We start from the raw sequence: 20,696 nt of genomic DNA on the forward strand, positions 1-20,696 counted from the left end.
CCCTTGGTGTGACGGCTTTCACTCGACCCGGTGACGGTGGGCGTTTCGTTGCCGAACAGTGGACAGGGCTGTGGAGAAGCTGTGCAAAACGCGGCTCCGCCTGTGGGCCGCCGGTGGACAACGATGATCTTCGCCTGTGGACAGAAAAACTATCCACAGGCTGTGGAGGAAGGTTGACCACAAATCCACAGGCAGTTGACCTGGGGTGATGAAGTCTCAGCTATCGGGCCTGTGGACTCATTCTGGACAACTTCGCAGTCCCCAGGGTGTGGACGGAACATCCTGCCCTGATCTGTGGAGAAGTGGGTCCCTGGGGACCGTATTCGAACAGCGAGGCCGTCCGGGACGTCGACGGGCCCCCTTCGCGAGGCCGCGGGATGCCGCCCGAGCACCCCGGAACGCGCTCACAAGGGCCCCAGAACGCCTTCAGAAGGGCCCCAGACGGTCCGTACAACGCCGATGGGCGCCCCGGGAGTTCGTCCCGGGGCGCCCATCCGACGCTATTTCAGGTATCCGCTTCGGCGTGTCAGGCGTTCTTGATGCGGTTCGTGAGCTCGGTGACCTGGTTGTAGATGGAGCGCCGCTCGGCCATCAGAGCGCGGATCTTGCGGTCGGCGTGCATCACGGTCGTATGGTCACGACCGCCGAACTGCGCGCCGATCTTGGGCAGTGAGAGGTCCGTCAGCTCACGGCACAGATACATCGCGATCTGCCGGGCCGTCACCAGCACGCGGCTGCGCGAGGAGCCGCAGAGGTCCTCCACCGTCAGCCCGAAGTAGTCCGCGGTCGCCGCCATGATGGCGCTCGCGGTGATCTCGGGCGAGGCGTCCTCGCCGCCCGGGATCAGATCCTTCAGCACGATCTCGGTGAGCCCGAGGTCCACGGGCTGCCGGTTGAGCGACGCGAAGGCCGTCACCCGGATCAGCGCGCCCTCCAGCTCACGGATGTTGCGCGAGATGCGGGACGCGATGAACTCCAGGACCTCCGGAGGAGCGTTGAGCTGCTCCTGCACCGCCTTCTTGCGGAGGATCGCGATGCGCGTCTCCAGCTCGGGCGGCTGTACGTCGGTGGTCAGGCCCCACTCGAAGCGGTTGCGCAGCCGGTCCTCCAGCGTGACCAGCTGCTTGGGCGGCCGGTCCGAGGACAGCACGATCTGCTTGTTGGCGTTGTGCAGCGTATTGAAGGTGTGGAAGAACTCCTCCTGCGTCGACTCCTTGCTCGCGAGGAACTGGATGTCGTCGACGAGCAGGATGTCCACGTCGCGATAGCGCTTGCGGAACGCGTCGCCCTTGCCGTCGCGGATCGAGTTGATGAACTCGTTGGTGAACTCCTCGGAGCTCACATAACGCACCCGGGTGCCCGGATAGAGGCTGCGGGCGTAGTGCCCGATGGCGTGCAGCAGGTGCGTCTTGCCCAGTCCCGACTCTCCGTAGATGAAGAGAGGGTTGTACGCCTTGGCCGGCGCCTCGGCGACGGCCACCGCGGCGGCGTGCGCGAAGCGGTTGGACGAGCCGATGACGAAGGTGTCGAAGAGGTACTTCGGGTTGAGGCGGGCTTGCGGCTCGCCGGGGCCCGGCGCCGACGACGGCTGCGCGGCCAGGGGCCCGGGGATACCGCCGACTCCGCGGTGCTGGATCGACTGGTCCTGATGGTCCCGGCGCTCGTGACGCGGCGCCTGGTCGTAGTGCGGCTGCTCGTACTGCTGGCGCTCGGGCGGCTGCGGCCGGTAGTCGTGCTGCGGGGGGCGCGAGGCGTACGGGTCGCGTTCCTGGAAGCCGCCGAGCCTGGGCTGCTGCCAGCCGTGGTCCTCCTGCGGGCGGGGCCAGGCGCCCGGCTGCTCGTGCCGGGGCTGGCGGTAGTCGGGGTACGCGGGCCTGGCGGTCGGCAGGTCGTCGTCGGGCGGCCGGTGCCCGTAGTTGTCGTACTGCTCGTGCTGGGACTGCTGCTCGTCGTGCGGCGGGCCCTGGTAGCGGGACTGCTGCTGCATGGGCGGGGCCAGGGAGGGGGAAGGGTCCCCCGCCGAGTCGTCGACGGTGATCGCGATCCGGATCGGACGGCCGCACTCGCGGCTCAGCGTCTCGCTGATCAGGGGAGCGAGCCGTCCTTCGAGGACACGCTTGCCCCATTCGTTGGGGACGGCGAGCAGGGCGGTATCGGCCACCAGGGCGAGCGGCTGGCAACGCTCGATCCACTGCTTGTCCTTGGGTTCGATGCCCTGCTGCCCCTCCCCGAGGAGATGCTCCAGCACTCGTGGCCACACTGCGGCAAGATCGGCAGGTACATCAGCCACAGGGCACGCTCTCTCACAGGTCCCACGAAGGTGTGGTTCTTGGGACGGGATGGGAAGGACTGCCAGTAAAGGAATCCAAGTTCAGCCACGGTAGTCGGGGCGCGTCGCGCGGTTCAAGTTGTTGTCCACAGGCTGTGCATAGTGGACCCTGGCGAGGGGCCGGTTTGACCGGATGGCGTAGCCGCGCGTACCGTGACCAGGTCGAGTTGTCGATGGCTGCTGCCGCCTGCCTCCGATGGGCAAAGATCACGATCTGTGGTCGTGAAGCGGTGCATACGGGCGTTGCGAGTTCCTCGTGGGCGCACGGTGACAGCCAGGCGATGTCCCGCCGTAAACACGATCATTTCTGGAGCCCCCGAGTGAGCAAGCGCACCTTCCAGCCGAACAACCGTCGTCGTGCCAAGACCCACGGCTTCCGTCTGCGCATGCGTACCCGCGCCGGCCGCGCCATTCTGGCGACGCGCCGTGGCAAGGGCCGCACCCGCCTGTCCGCCTGATTCTCGTAAACAGGTCATGACGTGCTGCCTACCGAGAATCGGCTGAGGCGGCGCGAGGACTTCGCAACCGCGATACGCCGAGGTCGCCGGGCCGGTCGCCCGCTCCTCGTCGTCCATCTTCGCAATAGCGGTTCAACGGACCCGCACGCGCCTGGGGAGAGCGTTCCCCAGACGCGTGCGGGTTTCGTCGTGAGCAAAGCTGTGGGCAACGCCGTCGTGCGCAACGTGGTGAAGCGGAGGCTTCGCCACCTCGTCCGCGAACGACTGTCCGAGCTGCCCCCCGGTAGCCTGGTGGTTGTACGGGCATTGCCCGGAGCAGGTGATGCCGACCATGCACAGCTGGCCCGAGACCTGGATGCCGCCCTTCAGCGGTTGCTGGGAGGGGGCGCGCGATGAAGTACCCACTGCTGGCTTTGATCAAGCTGTACCAGTGGACGATCAGTCCGTTGCTCGGGCCTGTGTGCCGCTATTACCCGTCGTGTTCCCACTACGGATTCGCGGCCATCGACCGACATGGCGCGGTGAAGGGCACGGCCCTGACCGCCTGGCGCATCCTGCGGTGCAATCCGTGGTCGCCCGGCGGTGTGGACCATGTCCCGCCGCGCAAACGTCCGCGTTGGCATGAAGCGCTGCGCAATGCGTGGAGCGGCAACCGTGACAGCAAGGGCGGGCAGTACTCCGCCGCTGGAGTGCCTTCTCGGGGGCCGGCCCCCGAAACCCCGAGCCCGGCCGCAGAGACCTCGCCCAATGCTCAAGGAGCCTGATTAGTGGACACGATCGCCAGTCTGTTCAGCTTTATCACCACACCTGTTTCGTGGGTCATCGTCCAGTTCCACACGATGTACGGGGCGATCTTCGGACCTGACACGGGCTGGGCCTGGGGTCTGTCCATCGTGTCCCTCGTGGTCCTCATCCGGATCTGTCTGATCCCGCTGTTCGTCAAGCAGATCAAGTCGACGCGCGGCATGCAGGCGCTGCAGCCCGAGATGAAGAAGATCCAGGAGCGCTACAAGAACGACAAGCAGCGTCAGTCCGAAGAGATGATGAAGCTGTACAAGGAGACGGGCACCAACCCGCTCTCGTCGTGCCTTCCCATCCTGGCGCAGTCGCCGTTCTTCTTCGCCCTTTATCACGTGCTCTCAAGCATCGCCTCGGGCAAGAACATCGGCGTCATCAACGACTCGTTGCTGGCGAGTGCGCGTGAGGCGCACATCTTCGGCGCCCCGCTGGCCTCGAAGTTCATGGACAGCACTGCGAAGGTGGCGGAGTTCAACGCCACCCTGCTCGATGTCCGCATCGTCACCGCGATCATGATCGTCATGATGTCGGCGTCGCAGTTCTACACGCAGCGCCAGCTGATGACGAAGAACGTCGACCTCACGGTGAAGACGCCGTTCATGCAGCAGCAGAAGATGCTGATGTACGTCTTCCCGCTGATGTTCGCCGTCATGGGCATCAACTTCCCCGTCGGTGTCCTCGTCTACTGGCTGACCACCAACGTGTGGACCATGGGCCAGCAGATGTTCGTGATCCACGGGAACCCGACCCCGGGCAGCAAGGCGCAGGGCCTCCTGCTGGACCGCATGCAGAAGTCGATCGCCAAGCACGGCAAGGTAACCACCCGCCGTCAGCGCAACGTCATCAAGGTGATCGAGGCCAAGGGCCGCGAGCGCAACGAGGCCGAGCGCAAGTTCGTCAAGGAACTGGGCCAGTCACGGCTGACCCTTCAGCCTGACGGCAATGTGGTCAAGGGCGACCCGGTGCTTGAGGCGGAGGAAGCGGAAGATGCTCCGAAGCGGCAGCAGCCCAAGCGTCTGACCAAGGCACAGCGCCAGGCAGCCACCGCTGAAGCCGCGGCGAAGCCCTCGTTGGCCAAGCCCTCGCTGGCGAAGACCCCGCTCAAGAAGGACGAGCCGGAGGACGCCAAGCCCCAGCAGGCCGGCAAGACCCCTCCCGCCTCCGCACGCCAAGCCAAGTCCGGGCAGCGCAAGGGCCAGCAGCGCCCCAAGCACCCGTCCAAGAAGTAATAAGGAGTCCATCCCGTGACGGAAGGCACCATCTCCGCGGCCACCAAGGGTGACGCCACCCTGACCCGCCTAGAGCAGGAAGGCGAGATCGCCGCCGACTATCTTGAGGGCCTGCTCGACATCGCTGACCTTGACGGTGACATCGACATGGACGTCGAGGCCGATCGGGCCGCAGTGTCGATCGTCAGCGACGCGCACAGCCGTGATCTCCAGAAGCTCGTGGGCCGCGACGGTGAGGTGCTGGAGGCGCTTCAGGAGCTGACCCGCCTCGCCGTACATCGCGAGACCGGGGACCGTAGTCGGCTGATGCTGGACATCGGTGGGTTCCGGGCCAAGAAGCGCGAGGAGCTCGCGGCGCTGGGTGCCAAGACCGCGGACGAGGTCAAGGCCACCGGTGAGCCGGTGAAGCTGGACCCGATGACGCCCTTCGAGCGCAAGGTCGTGCACGACGCGATCGCGGCCGCGGGTCTGCGCAGCGAGTCCGAGGGCGAGGAGCCGGAGCGCTTCGTCGTCGTTCTCCCGGCCTGACCGGTCCATCACCCTTCGGCCCCGTCTGTTCGCAGGCGGGGCCGATCTTTGTCAGCCTGGTAGCCGGCCCATCAGCCGGTCGGCCATCAGTTCGGTAGCGCGGTACGGAAGGACGGTCCCCGTGACGGAGGAAGCAGAGCTTCCCCAGGCGCCTGAAGAGGCACGGGCGGTATTCGGCGAGTTCTATCCGGCTGCCGTCCGGTACGCGGAGCTTCTCGCGGATGTGGGGGTCACACGAGGGCTCATCGGCCCGCGTGAGGTGCCGCGCCTTTGGGAGCGGCACCTGCTGAACTGTGCGGTGCTCTCCGAGGTCGTCCCTGAGGGGGTCACGGTCTGCGATGTGGGCTCGGGTGCCGGACTGCCCGGCATTCCGCTGGCGCTGGTGCGCCCGGACTTGAAGATCACCTTGCTTGAGCCCCTGCTGCGGCGTACGAACTTCCTCCAGGAAGTCGTCGAGTTGCTGGGGCTGGACCATGTGACGGTGGTGCGGGGGCGGGCCGAGGAGGTTCTCGGGACGCTGCCACCCGTCCACGTGGTGACGGCACGCGCGGTGGCGCCGCTGGACCGGCTGGCTGGCTGGGGAGTTCCGCTGCTGCGGCCCTACGGCGAAATGCTGGCGCTCAAGGGCGACACCGCTGAGGAAGAGCTCAAGAACACCCGCGCTGCCCTGAGCAAGCTCGGTGTGGTGAAGACTGAGGTGCTGCACGTCGGTGAGGGTGTGGTGGATCCGCTGGCCACAGTAGTGAGGGTGGAGGTTGGTGAGAGCCCCGGTGGGGTTCGGTTCGCCACGAAGCGCGCCAAGGCCGCGCGGACCAGCCGGACCCGTCGGCGTCGTTGATCTGTCCTATCTATCAACAATGCTCCATACAAGCTGCCATACGTATGCATTTCGGAGTGTCGGTAGGGGCGTAGCGGCTTCACCGGTGCATCGTGTTTCACGTGAAACGTCGCTCTCTGCTGCATGGAATCATCAGCCGCGGTCGCGCGGCTGCCGCGCCGCGCGAACGTAAGCCCGGGAGGGTTGTGGGGTTGTCCACAAACGTGGGTCCCTCCACAGAAGAACGGGCCTCGCTGGTTCACGACCCCGAAAGCATGGCAGGCTCTGTTCATTGCGAGCTTGAAGTCGAGGAGAGTGAATCGTTGCGGTCCGACGCCAACATCGCGGGACCGATGACCGATCCGGTCCCCGGTCCCCGTACCGAGTCGACAGGGGAGGATGTTTCACGTGAAACGCCGCCCCTGATGGACAACACCCCCATTGGTCACGCTGCCCAATTGGCGGTGGAAGCTCTCGGCCGTGCCGGTGAGGGCCTGCCCCGCCCGGAGCAGACCCGCATCATGGTGGTCGCCAACCAGAAGGGCGGCGTCGGTAAGACCACGACCACGGTCAACCTCGCTGCTTCGCTCGCGCTGCACGGCGCACGGGTCCTGGTCATCGACCTTGATCCGCAGGGCAACGCTTCCACGGCGCTGGGGATCGACCACCACGCCGAAGTCCCCTCGATCTATGACGTCCTGGTGGAGGGCAGGCCGCTTTCCGAAGTGGTCCTGCCGGTAGCGGACGTCGAGGGTCTCTTCTGTGCACCAGCCACCATCGATCTCGCCGGTGCGGAGATCGAGCTGGTTTCGCTGGTGGCACGGGAGAGCCGGCTTCAGCGGGCGATCCAGGCATACGAGCAGCCGTTGGACTACATCCTCATCGACTGCCCGCCCTCGCTTGGCCTGCTGACGGTCAATGCCATGGTCGCCGGCGCCGAGGTGCTCATCCCGATCCAGTGCGAGTACTACGCGCTTGAGGGCCTGGGGCAGCTTTTGCGCAACGTCGACCTGGTACGGGGGCATCTCAACCCCGATCTCCATGTGTCGACGATTCTGCTGACCATGTACGACGGCAGGACCCGGCTCGCCTCCCAGGTGGCCGACGAAGTCCGTACCCACTTCGCCAAAGAGGTACTCAGGACGAGCATCCCGCGCTCCGTGCGGATCTCGGAGGCCCCGAGCTACGGGCAGACTGTGCTCACCTACGACCCGGGCTCCAGCGGATCGCTGTCGTATCTCGAAGCGGCCCGTGAGATCGCACTGCGCGGTGTCGGAGTGCACTACGACCCGCAGCACGCCCAATTGGGCAGCCAGAACAGTCAGCAGAGCATGTCGGAGGGGATCCAGTGAGTGAGCGACGTAGAGGATTGGGGCGTGGGCTTGGTGCGCTGATCCCTGCCGCTTCGCAGGAGAAGCCGGGTCCGCCCGTCGGGTCGGCCTCGGTTTCTCCGGGGGCTGTGCCGGTGCTGACCGCGGAACGAGGGGTGGCGGCCGCGAAGGTCACCTCGCTTCCCGCGAGCACCGTTTCACGTGAAACGGAACATGCGCGGGCGTCCGAGCCGGAGCCGGTGGAGCCCGAGCAGGTCGCGGGTGTCTATTTCGCCGAGCTGCTGCTGGACTCCATCAAGCCCAACTCCCGCCAGCCGCGTGAGGTGTTCGACGACGATGCTCTCGCGGAGCTGGTGACCTCCATCAAGGAGGTGGGCCTGCTCCAGCCGGTGGTTGTACGGCAGGTCGGTCCCGAGCGCTATGAGCTCATCATGGGCGAGCGTCGGTGGCGGGCGTGCCGTGAAGCGGGTCTGGAGAGGATTCCGGCGATCGTCCGGGCCACTGACGACGAGAAGCTCCTTCTCGACGCGCTCCTGGAGAACCTGCACCGGGCGCAGCTGAATCCGCTGGAAGAGGCCGCGGCCTACGACCAGTTGCTCAAGGACTTCAACTGCACGCACGACCAGCTGGCGGACCGGATCGGGCGCTCGCGCCCGCAGGTCTCGAACACGCTGCGGCTGCTCAGGCTCTCGCCGTCGGTGCAGCGCCGGGTTGCCGCCGGGGTGCTGTCCGCCGGACACGCGCGGGCGCTGCTGGCGGTGGAGGACTCCGAGGAGCAGGACCGCCTGGCGCACCGCATTGTCGCGGAAGGTCTTTCGGTGCGTGCCATCGAGGAGATTGTGACCCTCATGAGCTCTCGTCCCGAGAGCTCTCCCAGGGCGAAGGGCCCGCGTGCGGGTGCCCGGTTGTCCCCGGCTCTCTCCGGTCTCGCATCGCGGCTCTCGGATCGCTTCGAGACGCGGGTGAAGGTGGATTTGGGCCAGAAGAAGGGCAAGATCGTCGTCGAGTTCGCCTCGATGGAGGATCTGGAGCGGATTCTGGGGACGCTTGCTCCTGGCGAGGGGCGTGTCCTGGAGAAGCGGCTTTCTGAGGAAGACCCGGAGGACAGTGAGGGCTGAGCCCCTGGCGAACTCTCACAGGGGCGGGCTGTGTCCGGTATTCCAGGACACAGCCCGCCCTTTGCTCTCTCACGGTATGCGTGCGATCGCTGGGTGGATACGATGCGTTCTGGTATGGCGCATCCACCTTGATTGACTTCAGAGGGAGGGCGGGGCCATGCGATCGGTGAGCCGCAGCCAACTGGTTGCAGCAGGGCTGAGTCTCGGGGCGGTCGGCGGGTTCGTTGGCAGCCTGCTGAGGGAACGAGGTGTGTTGACGGCCGCCCGTGATACGGCGGGCGAGGGAAGTGAGGAACACCCTTCATGGGGCGTCGGCTCGTACCGCTCACGCTGGACAATCTTCCGGATCTCCCCCAGCGCTGTCGTTCCTGTGTCTTCTGGGAACTTGATCCAGTCGGTGGAGAAGCAGCGGTAAAGGCCGGCACGCCCGAGCTGGAGAAGGAAGCCTGGATCTCGGCTGTCCTGCTGGAGTGGGGTTCCTGCGGTCGGGTCGTTTACGTCGACGATGTCGCAGTGGGCTTTGTGCTGTACGCGCCTCCGGCGTATGTGCCGCGTTCCACGGCATTCCCCACCAGCCCCGTCTCCCTGAGGTTCCCCCGAGATGCGGAGGGCGATGACAGCGGGTCAGATGGTTCTCATGAGAGGAACTCTGACCATGGCCGCTCCGAGGAAATATCCGCTGGAGTTGCGTGAGCGTGCGGTGCGGATGTATCGCACCGCCGAGCCGAAGCCCCAGATCAAGCGCCTGGCCATTGAGCTGGGGGTCCACCCGGAGGCACTGCGCGGCTGGATCCGCCAGGCCGAGGCCGACCGCGGCGAGCGCGACGACCGGCTGACCACCGAGGAGAAGGACGAGCTGGGCCAGCTGCGGCGGGAGGTGAAGGAACTGCGCCGGGCGAACGAGATCCTGCGCACGGCCTCGGCTTTTTTCGCCCAGGAACTCGACACGACCCGGCGCAGGTACTGACGTTCCTCAGCGAACGCAGTGACCTCGGTGTCGAGCCCGTACTCCGGGAACTGCACGTCCCCTCGTCCACCTACTACCGCTGGCGCCGGCAGGAGAAGGAGCCGTGTGAACGCCGCCGCCGTGACGCGGAGTTGACGACCAAGATCGAGGAGATCCATGCCGACTCCGGCGGGATCTACGGCTCGCCCCGCGTGCATGCCGTGCTCAAGCGCGAGGGCGTGGCCATCGGCCGCAAGCGGGTCGAGCGATTGATGCGCGAGGCCGATCTGGCGGGCCTCAGCCCACGCCGCACGGGCAAGGGCTTCACCCGCCGCGACCCGACGGCCACGCTCGCCCCGGACCTGGTGCAGCGGGACTTCACCGCTCCCGTGCCGAACCGGCTGTGGGTCACCGACCTCACCATGATCCCCACGGGTGAGGGACCGCTGTGGCTCTCCGCGATCCGCGACGCCTTCTCCCGCCGGGTGGTGGCCTGGGAGACCTCCGCCCGCGCGGACGCCGACCTGGTCCTGTCCTGCCTCGAGTACGCCCTGGCCAGCCGCGAGCCCGTGCCCGGCACCTTGATCCATCACGCCGACCACGGCTGTCAATACACGTCCATCAAGCTCACAACACGGCTGGTACGTGCGGGTATTGAGGGGTCGATGGGGTCCGTGGGCGACAGCTACGACAACGCCCTCGCGGAGAATCTGTGGATGCTGATCAAGACCGAGTGCGTGCGCGGACGCGTCTTCGTCACCCGGGCCGAGGCCAACCTCGCGCTGTTCGAGTACATCGACGGCTTCTACAACAGCCGACGCATCCAGAAACGCCTCGGCTACCTCAGTCCCATCGAGTTCGAGGAGAAGCACTACGCCAACCAGGCGACGACCGAACAAGCGAACCTGAAACCACGTCAACCCATCCTGACCAGCTGATCAGCACCTCCCGCACACCGGGGGAACCTCACCCCGGATGCGGTGCAGCTGATGACGGCCTGGATCCTGCCCAGCTATCAGGGGCAGGGGTTGGGCCGTGTGATTGTGCAGACGATGGCCAAGGACCTGTTGCAACGGGGGTTCAAAGCCATTGAGGCATTCGGCAATGCCCGTTGGACAGAGCCTGCCTGTGTGCTTCCTGCGGACCATCTGCTGGCGGTCGGCTTCAAGACGGTGCGTCCGCATCCCGTGTACCCCCGGCTGAGACTGGAGTTGCGGACGACGCTCTCCTGGAAGGAAGACGTCGAGCTAGCTCTGGACAGGCTCCTGGGAGCGGTTCAGAAGGAGCCGGTGCTGAGGCCGCTGTGAGGCGAAACATGTGTGGCCCATCCCCGCCGGGGATGGGCCACACATGTTTCACGTGAAACAGAAGTCGGCGGTCAGGCCTTGGTGACTTCTTCGCCAATGAAGTCCGCGAGGTCACGGACGATCGCGGCCTTCGGCTTGGCACCGACGATGGTCTTGGCGACCTCGCCGTTCTGGTAGACGTTCAGCGTCGGGATGGACATCACACCGTACTTGGCGGCGGTCGCCGGGTTTTCGTCGATGTTCAGCTTGACGACCTCGATCTGGTCGCCGTGCTCCTCCGCGATCGCCACGAGCGACGGGGCGATCTGGCGGCACGGACCGCACCAGGCAGCCCAGAAGTCCACCAGTACGGGCTTGTCGCTCTTCAGGACGTCCTCTTCGAAGGAGGCGTCGGTCACGTTCTTCAAGGCGCCGGCCACGGCGGCCTCCTTAACTTCTCAATGGGGGTGGGGTGGGGTGTGGGGTGGGGCGGGAGGGGGAAGTCAGGCGGCGGCGGTCTTCTCGGGCTCGGCCACGTGCTCGGTGTCGGCGAGGGCCGCAAGGAAGCGCTCGGCGTCGAGGGCGGCCGAGCAACCGGTGCCCGCGGCCGTGATGGCCTGCCGGTAGGTGTGGTCGACGACGTCGCCGGCGGCGAAGACGCCGGTGAGGTTCGTACGCGTCGACGGTGCGTCGACGTTCACGTAACCCTCGTCGTCCAGCTCCAGCTGGCCCTTGAAGAGCTCGGTACGCGGGTCGTGGCCCACGGCGATGAACAGTCCGGTCACGGGGAGCGGGTAGAGCTCGCCGGTCTTGGTGTTTCGCAGGGTCAGGCTCGCGAGCTTCTGGTCGCCCTGGAGCTCGGCGACCTCACTGTCCCAGGCGAACTTGATCTTCGGGTCGGCGAAGGCGCGGTCCTGCATGGCCTTGGAGGCACGCAGGGTGTCCCGGCGGTGGACGATGGTGACGGACTTGGCGAAGCGGGAGAGGAACGTTGCCTCTTCCATCGCGGTATCACCGCCGCCGACCACGGCGATGTCCTGGTCCTTGAAGAAGAACCCGTCACAGGTGGCACACCAAGAGACGCCACGTCCGGAGAGGGCGTCTTCCTTCGGGAGGCCGAGCTTGCGGTGCTGCGAGCCTGTCGTGACGATGATCGACTTGGCGCGGTGGACGACGCCGGCCGTGTCCGTGGCGGTCTTGATGTCACCCGAGAGGTCCACGGAGACGATGTCGTCCGGGATGAGCTCGGCGCCGAATCGTTCGGCCTGGGCGCGCATGTTGTCCATCAGGTCGGGGCCCATGATGCCGTCGCGGAAACCGGGGAAGTTCTCCACGTCGGTGGTGTTCATCAGAGCACCGCCTGCGGTCACGGCGCCTTCGAAGACCAGCGGCTTCAACGCGGCACGCGCGGTATAGAGCGCGGCGGTGTAGCCGGCGGGCCCGGAGCCGATGATGATCACGTTACGGACGTCGCTCACGGATTACTTCCTCGTCTCTGCGGACTGCCTACTGCCTACGTGGAGGTCCGTTCCCGGACTCTCTTTCCACCCAACGGATCCTACGGGGCATGCATTCCCTCAGTGTCCGTGCCCGTCCGGGCGGGGTGTCAGTAGCGGGGGTAGGAGTCTGTCAGCAGAACCTTGCCCTTGGCCGTGGGTGTCTTCCCGGCGCACGAGGCATCGACGACATAAGCCTGGACCTTGGTGCCGTCGGCGGCATGCGGCAGCACGACGAGGAAGGATTTTGTGCCCTTGTACGTGCCCTCCTCGGCGGCGAGGGGCGGGTTGGTCCGGCCGGTGGCGTCCTGGACACACCGTGGCACAGCCACATCGGTCCCCAGCATCGGGGTGTTGGGGCTGGACTCGGTATTCATGGACGGCTGGTCGTTCTCGGCCGTCTTGCCGTGGGCCCTGGGCTGCTTCGCCACCAGGGTCCGCACCTGGTCCCTGAGCGTGGACTCGGAGAACTCCGAGCCCGACTTCTTGCCTGCGCTCACCCCGTTGTCCGTAGCGGAGGATCCCTTGTCGCTGGGCGACTGGATCGACTGGAGGAAGAGCACTCCCACGCCGAGTGCGGCGGTCCCGAAGACGGCGCCGATGACGGTGTTGCGACGCCGGCGCTTTGCCTGCCGGGTTCGCCCCGGACCGGTGGTCGCACGCGGGTGCCCGGCAGGACGCCCCAAGGGGGACGACAAGTCGGCGGAAGACGTGTCCGCGGGGTAGGGCACTGCTCCGTCTGGTTCGACGCCTGTTTCACGTGAAACAAACGCGGTCCCCTCCGGCGCCGTGGCCTCGACAGCCATGGAGGCGGGAGCTGTGGAGTCGAGGAGCGCCTCAGCAGCCAGTGCGGCGTCGATACGGCTGGCGACGTCGGCAGGCATCCGCTGCGGGCCGGGCAGCGTGCCCAGCAGCCCGCGGATCTCCTCCAGGGAGTCACGCACGTCGGCACAGAGCCCGCACTCGTGCAGGTGCCGGTTCACGTCCGTCGTGCGGTCCGGGGAGAGAAGACCTTCGGACAGGTCGGAGATCTCTGAGACATCCGGGTGCTGAGTCGTGCCGGCCGTCGATGTCATGCGCGCCCACCTCCGCCCTTCACGGCAGCAGAATCATTTGGTCCAGCGTCTCTCGGTCCCGTCGCCGGTGGGACGGATGTCCCCGGCGTCCGGTTCCTTCCCACGCCGAGGCCACTGCTATCCCCGTTGTCCGCACGCAGATGGGTGAGGAGTGGAAGCAGTCGGGCCCGGCCGCGTGCGCAGCGGCTCTTCACAGTCCCGGTGGGTATGTCGAGGACCCGGGCGGCTTCCGCCACGGGGTAGCCCTGCATGTCCACCAATACCAGAGCTGCCCGTTGTTCGGCGGGCAGTGTGCGCAGCGCCGCGATCAGCTCTCTGTGCAGGTCCTGGCGCTCGGCGGGCGCCTCGGCCGACTCGTGGGGCTCAAGGAGCTGGTCCAGGCGCTCGGGGTCGTCGACGGGTGATGTCCTGCGGGATGCTGCTTTGCGGGCCCGGTCGAGACAGGCGTTGACGGTGATGCGGTGCAGCCAGGTGGTGACGGCCGACTGGCCCCGGAAGGTGTGGGCGGCCCGATAGGCGGACACCAGGGCGTCCTGGACCGCGTCAGCGGCCTCCTCGCGGTCACCCAGGGTGCGCAGGGCCACCGCCCAGAGCCGGTCACGGTGGCGCCGTACAAGCTCACCAAAGGCATCCGGGTCGCCCTTGACGTGGTGGGCCAGGAGATCCTGGTCGTTCGTGTCTCTGAGCGTGGCAGCGTCCAACAGTGAGCCCCCTCCCCTTGGTGTTCCGGTCAGCCAGTGACCCTGATCTCCGAGATTCCACCACGGAAGGTGCCGGGCGAGCCATCGGTCGGCAGTGCTGTGACGTGGATCAGGACGTATCGGGTCCGTACCGGCTTGTCGAGCGTGGTCTCCAGCTTGCTCTGGGCCGGCTCCAGCTCGGTGAGCCGCTGCGAGAAGTCGGAAAGGTCACTCGGGCCCGACGCGTCCTCGTCGGCCGCGAGCACCTCGACGGTCTGGCCGCTGCGGTACATGTCGATGTCGAGACCGGCCACGTCCTGCACGCTGCCGAGGTCAACGATTATCCCGCTGCCGTCCTTGCGGGTCGGAAGGTTGCCGAAGTTGGCATAGCCCCTGTACTGCGGGGTGATCCAGGCGGTGTCGGCCTTGCCGTCGATGGCACTCGGCACATCTGCCTCTATGCCGGAGCCGTTCGGCGCGAACACCACGGCGTCAGAGATTTTGAGCGGCTCAGCATCCGGCTTCTGGGGGCCTTCGCCGCTGTCCGTCTGAGTGTTGCCGGTGTCCCCGGAGTCGTTGCTGCGGTCCAGGAACTTGTCGGCGAGCTGCCAGCTGCCGAGCCCGAGCGCGGCGATGAGCAGTGCGGCCACGCCCCATTTGAGCACCTTGCCGGTACGGCTCTGCAACGGTGGGGCGGGTGCGGCGGGCTGGGCGGTGGGCGCGCCGGGGTGTGCCCCGGGCCTGCCGTAGGTGCCCTGCTGGTACGTCGTGCGCTGGTACTCGGGCGGCGCCGTGAAGGTCGGCTCAGGCGGGCGGATGCGGGGCATCGCCGCGACTGCCTTGGCCAGCTCGTCGGGGGTGGTGCAGGGCGGCTCCTGACGCGAAGCCGTCGCGCCGTCGTTGGCCAGAGCCCGCATGGCGAGCTCCGACAGGCCCCGGTGGATGCCTGCCCGAACCTGGTCGGGGGCGATGAGGCCGACGCCCTTGGGCAGGCCGGAGAGGCCGTATGCGTCGCTTTCGTACGGCCAGCGCTGTGTGAGGGCGGCGTACAGGAGTGCGCCGATCGCCTCGGTGTCGGTGCGCTGCGGGCGCTCGGACGTGATGCCGCGCAGAGCGGCGTTCACGGCGAGCCCACGGATCCGGTACTGGCCCGAGGAGGTCCGCAGGACGGCGCCCGGGGTGAGTCTCAGATGGGCGAGGCCTTCGCGGTGGGCGGCCGCCATGGCCTGGGAGATCTGGCTGACGAACTGATAGGACTCGTGCGCCTCCAGCGGACCGGCGGCGAGCAGCGCGGTCAGTTCGGTGGCGTCGGGAAGCCACTCGTGGACCACGTATACGAGGTCGTTCTCCTCCACCGCGTCCAGGACCTGGACGAAGCGAGGATCGCCGAGCAGCGCCGAAGAACGGGCCGCGGCAAGCACCGACCTCGACCGAGGATGGTCCGCGGGCAGCAGGTGGACACCGACGGCACGGCGGAGTTTTTCGTCGACCGCGCGCCAGCTGCTGAAACCGTCCAGACGGGTGACGCACTCTTCGAGCCGGTAGCGTCTGGCGAGCTTGTGGCCACTGTGCAGCTCGGGTGTGGCGACAGAGGGCTCGGCACTCTTTCGCTCGTCGTCCGCGTCGCGCATGGTCTCGTCCGCTGTGTCCTGGGCTTGCGCCACCCCGTCGGCCGTGGCCTTGTCCGCCTTGGCGGTCAGCGGCCCATCACCGCTGTTGTCGGCCACGTCGACGGCAGCCGTGCTACGTTCCGCCACCGTCGTTCCTGCCTCCCCATCCGTTGCGCGCTGTTGAACAGCCATGCCAATTGTGCCCACAGTCCGGCGCTATGCACGACACGCGGCGGCGGACGATGGTTGTGCGGGCCGTGGCCGCATTATCGCCCGAGGCGGCCGCGCACCATGCCGACCATGGCGTTGAGCTCCTCGATCCGCATCCGCTTCGCGGCGACGAAGAAGATGCCGAGGAGCAGGATCCCACCGACGAGCAGGGCGACCAGCGATCCGAGTGCGTCGCTGCCCATGACGTGCATGATGCCGAAGGCCGCCGCGCCACCGATGACCGCGGCCGGTACGGATGCCCCGGCGAGCCGGGCGTACGTACGCAGGATGTGAGTGCCGTCGAGGTCGCCGCCCAGCCGGTTGCGCAGGCGCCGCCAGGCCACGCCGACGCCGATGGCGTAGGCCAGCCCGTACGAGGCCGCCATGCCGACCACGGCCCACTGGGCCGGCAGCAGGAGGTAGCACAGAGCGGAGGCGGCGGCGTTGACGGCGGCGACGATGACCGTGTTGTAGAAGGGCGTCCGGGTGTCCTCGTACGCGTAGAAACCGCGCAGGACGACGTACTGCACGGAGTACGGGATGAGGCCGAGGGCGAAGGCCATCAGGATGAAGCCCATCGCCTGGGCGCCCTCGTGGCCGGTGGAGGCGAACAGCAGGGTGCACAGGGGGACGCCGAGCGCGAGGAACGTGAACGCGACCGGGACGATCGCGACGGCTGAATTGCGCAGGCCCTGCGAGATGTCGTCACGGACGGCGCCCGGATCGTTGTCGGCCGCGGCGCGGGAGATGCGGGGCAGCAGGGCGGCCATGACGGAGACCGTGATGATGGCCTGCGGCATGCCCCAGATCAGCTGGGCGTTGGAGTAGGCGAGGATGCCCGCGCCGTCCCTGTCCGATGCCTTGCCCGCCGCGGTGGCGAGCTGGGTGACGACGAGGACGCCGGCCTGGTTGGCGAGAACGAACAGGACCGTCCACTTGGCGAGCTTGACGGTCTTGCCGAGACCGTGGCCCTTCCAGTCGAAGCGCGGACGGAACCGGAAACCGGTCTCGCGCAGGTACGGGATCATCGCCAGGGCCTGGACGGTGAGGCCCAGCAGGGTGCCGATGCCCAGCAGCTTTACGCCCTCGACCGGGATGGTCTCGACGCCCATGCGGGATTCTGCGGAAGTGCCGTAGACCCAGATGAACAGGCCGAATGTGGCGATCATGACGATGTTGTTGAGGACCGGAGTCCACATCATCGCGCCGAACTTGCCACGGGCGTTGAGGATCTGCCCCATGACTACATGCACACCCATGAAGAAGATGGTGGGCAGGCAGTAGCGGGCGAAGGTGACCGCGACGGTATTGGCCGCTTCGTCGTCGGCGATCGGCACGGACATCAGCCGGATCAGCAGCGGAGCCGCGAAGATCGCGGCCGCCACGATGATGCCGAGGGCGACCATGACGAGCGTCAGCAGGCGGTTCGCGAAGGCCTCGCCGTCGTCGTCGTCGTTCTTCATCGCGCGCACCAGCTGCGGAACGAAGACCGAGTTGAGGCCACCGCCGACGGTCAGGATGTAGATCATCGTCGGCAGGGTGTACGCCACGGTGAAGGTGTCACCGAGCAGGGCCGCACCCAGCGCCGCGGTGATCACCAGGCTGCGAACGAAGCCCGTGAGGCGGGACACGAGCGTGCCCGCGGCCATCAGGGCGCTCGATTTCAGCACGCTCGACGCCCGGCCCGCGGGCTTCTTGGGCGGCGGCGCCGGAGCGGGTTCGGGGGCGGCGGGCTCCGTGGGCTGCCCCGGTGCCTGCTGGTCGCGGTACAGATGGGCGAACGCGTCCTGCTCAGGCACCCGGTCGCTCGCCTGCGTGACCAGGTCGTCCACGCCCACGAACTGAGTGGTGGAAGCGTCGTCCCCGTACGGGAGATGACGGGACGGGCCGTCCGGCTCCGGCGCGGGCGTCTGCGCCCACACCCGGGGGTCCGGCGCGTACTGCGGCGAGGAAGGCTGCTGGTAGAGCGGCTGTGGCTCCTGGTAGGTGCCAGGAGGCGGCGGGGGGTGCGAGGCGCGGTCGTAGAGCGCCTCCGTCACCGGGTCCTGGGCCGAGAGGTCCTGATGCCGGTAGGGATCATTGTTGAGGGCATCCTGGACATACGGGTCCGGGGCGGGCTCGGGCTCCTGCGGCGGCGGCACAGGGCCTGCTTCCGAGGGCTCCGGCGGCACCCCCCAGGAAGGCGCAGTGCCGCCCGTGCCCTGTCCACGGTCACCGTCGTACGGCGCGTTCACTGGTGCTCCCCTCGAGCTTCCTTTTCCGGCGAGCTGGGTCCTGCTGGGTGTTCGTCCGGGAATCGGGTGGCTGTCCCCCGGAATGACGCAGCATTCCGACCCCGGCTCATCGTCCCTGGCCTACCGGCCACGGCGTCGCTCAACGGTCCACTTTCTCACCCGTGTCCGACGGGTCGCTGCTTTCCGGTCCGGTGTCCGGTGTCGGGTCACTCGCCTGCCCGGGTTCTTCGGCCCCGGCAGCGGCCTGGCGGGCCGCCGCGCGCTTGCGCTGGGTGTACATCCTGGCCCCGGCGAGGACCAGGAGCAGTACGCCACCGGCGAGCACGAGCATCACGGGCGGGGTGAACTCGTTCACGTCGACCGTGAACTCCATGCCAGGACCGTACGGCGTGCCGTCCTCCGTGTAGAGCTGTGCGACCACCGGGACCGGACCGTTGGCGTACACGGTGGCCGTGAACTTCACCGACTGACTGTGGCCGCCCGCGATCTTCACCGGCCTTTTGGCGACGGTCATCTCGCCGTCCAGCTTGAGACGGGTCGGCTTGGTGGTCGTCAGACGAAGGGTCAGGTTCTCGGTGCCCTGCAACAGCTTGTTCTGGACCGTCACCGGGATGGTGGCGCTGCGGCCCGAGAGGGTCGCGTCGGACTTCTGGATGAGCCGCACCTCGTCGGTGAGGCTCACCAGATAGCTCTGCACCCCGTCCCGGTACTCCTGGGCCTGCTGCTCCTTGCCGCGCCAGGACACCGACATCGCACGGTTGATCGCGTTGCCGAAGGGGGTGATCACGCGGTCCGGTGCGGTGAGGATCACCTGGAAGTTGTCGAGCTTGCCCTGTGTGTCCTTGATGTCCTGGAACGCCTTGACCGGCAGTTCCTGCTTGCGCAGTGACTGAGGGTACGAGGACGAGCCGGGGACACCGGTCGTGGCATTGGTGTCGGGCCTGGCCTTCGCCGCCGCCACCAGGTCCAGCGGCTGTGCCCAGCGCTGCTCGTCGAGAGCGCGCAGGGCCCCCGCCATCGACTGGGCCTGGCTCGCGGACGGCGTCCGCTGCGGGGCGACGACGATGCTGCGTTGCTTGTCCTCGTCCTGGAGGGTCACGGCGAGGCTCTGGGCGAGGAACTTCTGGATGGCGAGGGTGGAGTTCCCCGCCTTCGACATGTCGCCCTGGAACGCGGTGGAGAGCCGGGCATCGGCGACCACCGCCGTCGTTCCGCCGCCGATCGGCCGGGCAGCGGTGGGCGTGTACGGCAGTCCGCCCGTTTCCCGAAGGCTGTCGCTGCGGGCGATCACGTTGTGCGCACCGGCCGAGGTGGCCACGTCGACGATCGAGGGGTCCAGGGCGCCGTCGACAGGCCAGGAGAAGTCCGTGGAGGGCTCCGTGTGCAGGATCGATTTCACGGTCTTCGCCGCGACCTCGGTCGCGGGCTGCAGATGGCTGAGAGAGCCCGGGACGTCCTTGCCGCGGTGTGCCAGGGACGCCAGATCGGGGTCGGCGAACGGCAGTGCGACGACCTTCCGGCCCTGCACCGCCTTCTGGAGATCGCTCAACCACCGGTTGGCGACTGCCTGGTTCTTCCCCGCGACGGTCGTTTCGCCGTCCTCGGACTTCACCTCGTAGCTCTCGGTCATAGCGTTGACGGTGGCGAGCAGGTCAGGGTCGATGACCCAGGTCACCGGGAGCTCATTGCCGAGCGAGACGAGCTGCTGAAGGCGTCCGCCCGGTGCTAGCTCGGCACCGAGATCGTCGTTCTCGAAGACCGGAGTCTGCTGCTCGTCCGAACCCGTCTCGGCGGTGAGATGCGTGGAGGAGATCAGTGGCCACAGATAGGTGAGCTGGGTCTTCTTCGCCGTCGCCGTCGGCTGCCAGGGCAAGAAGGTCCGCTCGATGCCCAGCACCTGCTCGAACGGCGCACTCGCGGTTCTTCCCGACAGGGACACGCCCAGCTGGTAGACGCCCGCGTCGTCGAGGCCGAGCTTGCCCACCGGGACCGAGATGCTGAAATCCTCGCTGATTCCCGCAGGAAGCCTCGCGAACTTCTTTGTGAACTTTCCGCCGATCTCATCGGGGTCGATGCCGTCGGTGTATCCCGTGCGCGTGGCGGCGGAGTCGATCGCGGTCCTGCCGGCCAGCTGCGAACCCATGCGCAGTCCGACATGGGCGCCGGTGACGGTCTCTCTGCCCCTGTTGGTGATCGTGCCGGAGACGGTGACGGTGTCACCCTTCGCCGGCGCGCTGGGAGTCAGTGTGTCGAGAGACACATCCACCGTGCGGGATCCGCCGGCGGTTTCGGCGGCATGCGCGGGTGTTGTGGCCGGTAGATACAGCAGACCGGCCACCAGAGGGGCGCCGGCGAGCAGCGCTGCTGTGCGCCGCAACCACCGGTGGGCAGGTGAGGGAGTCATCCCCTGAAAGTCTGCCGCCTCGGCCACGCGCCCGCCCGTTCCTCGTCATTGTGTGCTGCCGTTGGTGGTTGTAGGTTCCTGCGTCCACGCATGGTAACGAGGTGTGCTGTGGCGAAGTGCTGCGGACTGCTCCACATGATCGGAAG

18 protein-coding genes and 2 pseudogenes are annotated in these 20,696 nt (G+C 67.3%); 12 read left to right on the top strand and 8 right to left on the bottom strand.

What is annotated here, in order from left to right; translation table 11 throughout:
• Positions 1-526: 526 nt before the first annotated feature.
• Positions 527-2,290, bottom strand: coding sequence for a chromosomal replication initiator protein DnaA (gene dnaA, locus ABCR94_RS04000; RefSeq protein WP_347117565.1), 1,764 nt, complete (start codon positions 2,288-2,290; stop codon positions 527-529).
• Positions 2,291-2,649: 359 nt separating this feature from the next.
• Between dnaA and rpmH the strand changes: the two genes are divergently transcribed.
• The 12 genes and pseudogenes from rpmH to ABCR94_RS04060 form a co-directional block, all read left to right on the top strand.
• On the top strand, positions 2,650-2,787 hold the full coding sequence (gene rpmH / locus ABCR94_RS04005; RefSeq protein ID WP_078606731.1) for a 50S ribosomal protein L34: 138 nt from the start codon (positions 2,650-2,652) through the stop codon (positions 2,785-2,787).
• 21 nt (positions 2,788-2,808) lie between these two features.
• Entirely contained in the window at positions 2,809-3,183 is a 375-nt protein-coding gene (gene rnpA / locus ABCR94_RS04010) for a ribonuclease P protein component (protein WP_347117566.1), read from the top strand.
• On the top strand, positions 3,180-3,551 hold the full coding sequence (yidD, locus tag ABCR94_RS04015) for a membrane protein insertion efficiency factor YidD (RefSeq protein ID WP_347117567.1): 372 nt from the start codon (positions 3,180-3,182) through the stop codon (positions 3,549-3,551). Before rnpA ends, yidD begins: the two co-directional genes overlap by 4 nt.
• Before the next feature lie 3 nt (positions 3,552-3,554).
• Positions 3,555-4,814 (top strand): membrane protein insertase YidC, encoded by a 1,260-nt coding sequence (yidC, locus tag ABCR94_RS04020; protein WP_347117569.1) that lies wholly within the window; start codon positions 3,555-3,557, stop codon positions 4,812-4,814.
• 15 nt (positions 4,815-4,829) lie between these two features.
• Positions 4,830-5,342: a Jag family protein gene (locus tag ABCR94_RS04025; protein WP_347117570.1), complete on the top strand. Its 513-nt coding sequence runs from the start codon at positions 4,830-4,832 to the stop codon at positions 5,340-5,342.
• A 121-nt stretch (positions 5,343-5,463) separates the two neighbouring features.
• Positions 5,464-6,180 (top strand): 16S rRNA (guanine(527)-N(7))-methyltransferase RsmG, encoded by a 717-nt coding sequence (gene rsmG, locus ABCR94_RS04030; protein WP_347117571.1) that lies wholly within the window; start codon positions 5,464-5,466, stop codon positions 6,178-6,180.
• 254 nt (positions 6,181-6,434) lie between these two features.
• Positions 6,435-7,511, top strand: a complete 1,077-nt coding sequence (locus ABCR94_RS04035) for a ParA family protein (protein WP_347117573.1) — start codon at positions 6,435-6,437, stop codon at positions 7,509-7,511.
• Positions 7,508-8,608, top strand: a complete 1,101-nt coding sequence (locus tag ABCR94_RS04040) for a ParB/RepB/Spo0J family partition protein (protein ID WP_347117574.1) — start codon at positions 7,508-7,510, stop codon at positions 8,606-8,608. Before ABCR94_RS04035 ends, ABCR94_RS04040 begins: the two co-directional genes overlap by 4 nt.
• Before the next feature lie 303 nt (positions 8,609-8,911).
• A pseudogene (locus tag ABCR94_RS04045) lies at positions 8,912-9,193 on the top strand (GNAT family N-acetyltransferase); the annotation flags it as partial.
• Positions 9,194-9,245: 52 nt separating this feature from the next.
• Entirely contained in the window at positions 9,246-9,575 is a 330-nt protein-coding gene (locus ABCR94_RS04050) for a transposase (protein ID WP_347116874.1), read from the top strand.
• Positions 9,576-9,625: 50 nt separating this feature from the next.
• Positions 9,626-10,492, top strand: coding sequence for an IS3 family transposase (locus tag ABCR94_RS04055; protein ID WP_347118397.1), 867 nt, complete (start codon positions 9,626-9,628; stop codon positions 10,490-10,492).
• Between the two features lie 30 nt (positions 10,493-10,522).
• A pseudogene (locus ABCR94_RS04060) lies at positions 10,523-10,861 on the top strand (GNAT family N-acetyltransferase); the annotation flags it as partial.
• Positions 10,862-10,932: 71 nt separating this feature from the next.
• Here the strand turns inward: ABCR94_RS04060 and trxA are convergent.
• The 7 genes from trxA to ABCR94_RS04095 form a co-directional block, all read right to left on the bottom strand.
• A complete protein-coding gene (gene trxA / locus ABCR94_RS04065; protein ID WP_347117575.1) occupies positions 10,933-11,280 on the bottom strand; it encodes a thioredoxin in 348 nt (115 codons plus the stop codon).
• Positions 11,281-11,343: 63 nt separating this feature from the next.
• A complete protein-coding gene (gene trxB, locus ABCR94_RS04070; RefSeq protein ID WP_347117577.1) occupies positions 11,344-12,318 on the bottom strand; it encodes a thioredoxin-disulfide reductase in 975 nt (324 codons plus the stop codon).
• A gap of 128 nt (positions 12,319-12,446) precedes the next feature.
• Entirely contained in the window at positions 12,447-13,412 is a 966-nt protein-coding gene (locus tag ABCR94_RS04075) for an RsmA family anti-sigma factor (protein ID WP_347117578.1), read from the bottom strand.
• Positions 13,409-14,113, bottom strand: a complete 705-nt coding sequence (gene sigM, locus ABCR94_RS04080; RefSeq protein ID WP_347117579.1) for an RNA polymerase sigma factor SigM — start codon at positions 14,111-14,113, stop codon at positions 13,409-13,411. Before sigM ends, ABCR94_RS04075 begins: the two co-directional genes overlap by 4 nt.
• A gap of 29 nt (positions 14,114-14,142) precedes the next feature.
• Entirely contained in the window at positions 14,143-15,849 is a 1,707-nt protein-coding gene (locus ABCR94_RS04085) for a protein kinase family protein (protein ID WP_347117580.1), read from the bottom strand.
• Positions 15,850-15,968: 119 nt separating this feature from the next.
• The gene (murJ, locus tag ABCR94_RS04090; protein ID WP_347117581.1) at positions 15,969-18,146 is read right to left on the bottom strand and encodes a murein biosynthesis integral membrane protein MurJ; all 2,178 of its coding nucleotides are present in this window, start codon (positions 18,144-18,146) and stop codon (positions 15,969-15,971) included.
• A gap of 139 nt (positions 18,147-18,285) precedes the next feature.
• Entirely contained in the window at positions 18,286-20,577 is a 2,292-nt protein-coding gene (locus ABCR94_RS04095; protein ID WP_347117582.1) for a DUF6049 family protein, read from the bottom strand.
• Between the last annotated feature and the right edge of the window lie 119 nt (positions 20,578-20,696).

Source organism: Streptomyces changchenzhani (assembly GCF_039766235.1).
Classification (GTDB): domain Bacteria; phylum Actinomycetota; class Actinomycetes; order Streptomycetales; family Streptomycetaceae; genus Streptomyces.

Excerpts from the sequence above, each read along its gene's own strand:
- yidD (WP_347117567.1), top strand. The coding sequence starts at position 3,180 with ATGAAGTACCCACTGCTGGCTTTGATCAAGCTGTACCAGTGGACGATC.
- ABCR94_RS04035 (WP_347117573.1), top strand. The coding sequence starts at position 6,435 with ATGGCAGGCTCTGTTCATTGCGAGCTTGAAGTCGAGGAGAGTGAATCG.
- ABCR94_RS04050 (WP_347116874.1), top strand. The coding sequence starts at position 9,246 with ATGAGAGGAACTCTGACCATGGCCGCTCCGAGGAAATATCCGCTGGAG.
- ABCR94_RS04075 (WP_347117578.1), bottom strand. The coding sequence starts at position 13,412 with ATGACATCGACGGCCGGCACGACTCAGCACCCGGATGTCTCAGAGATC.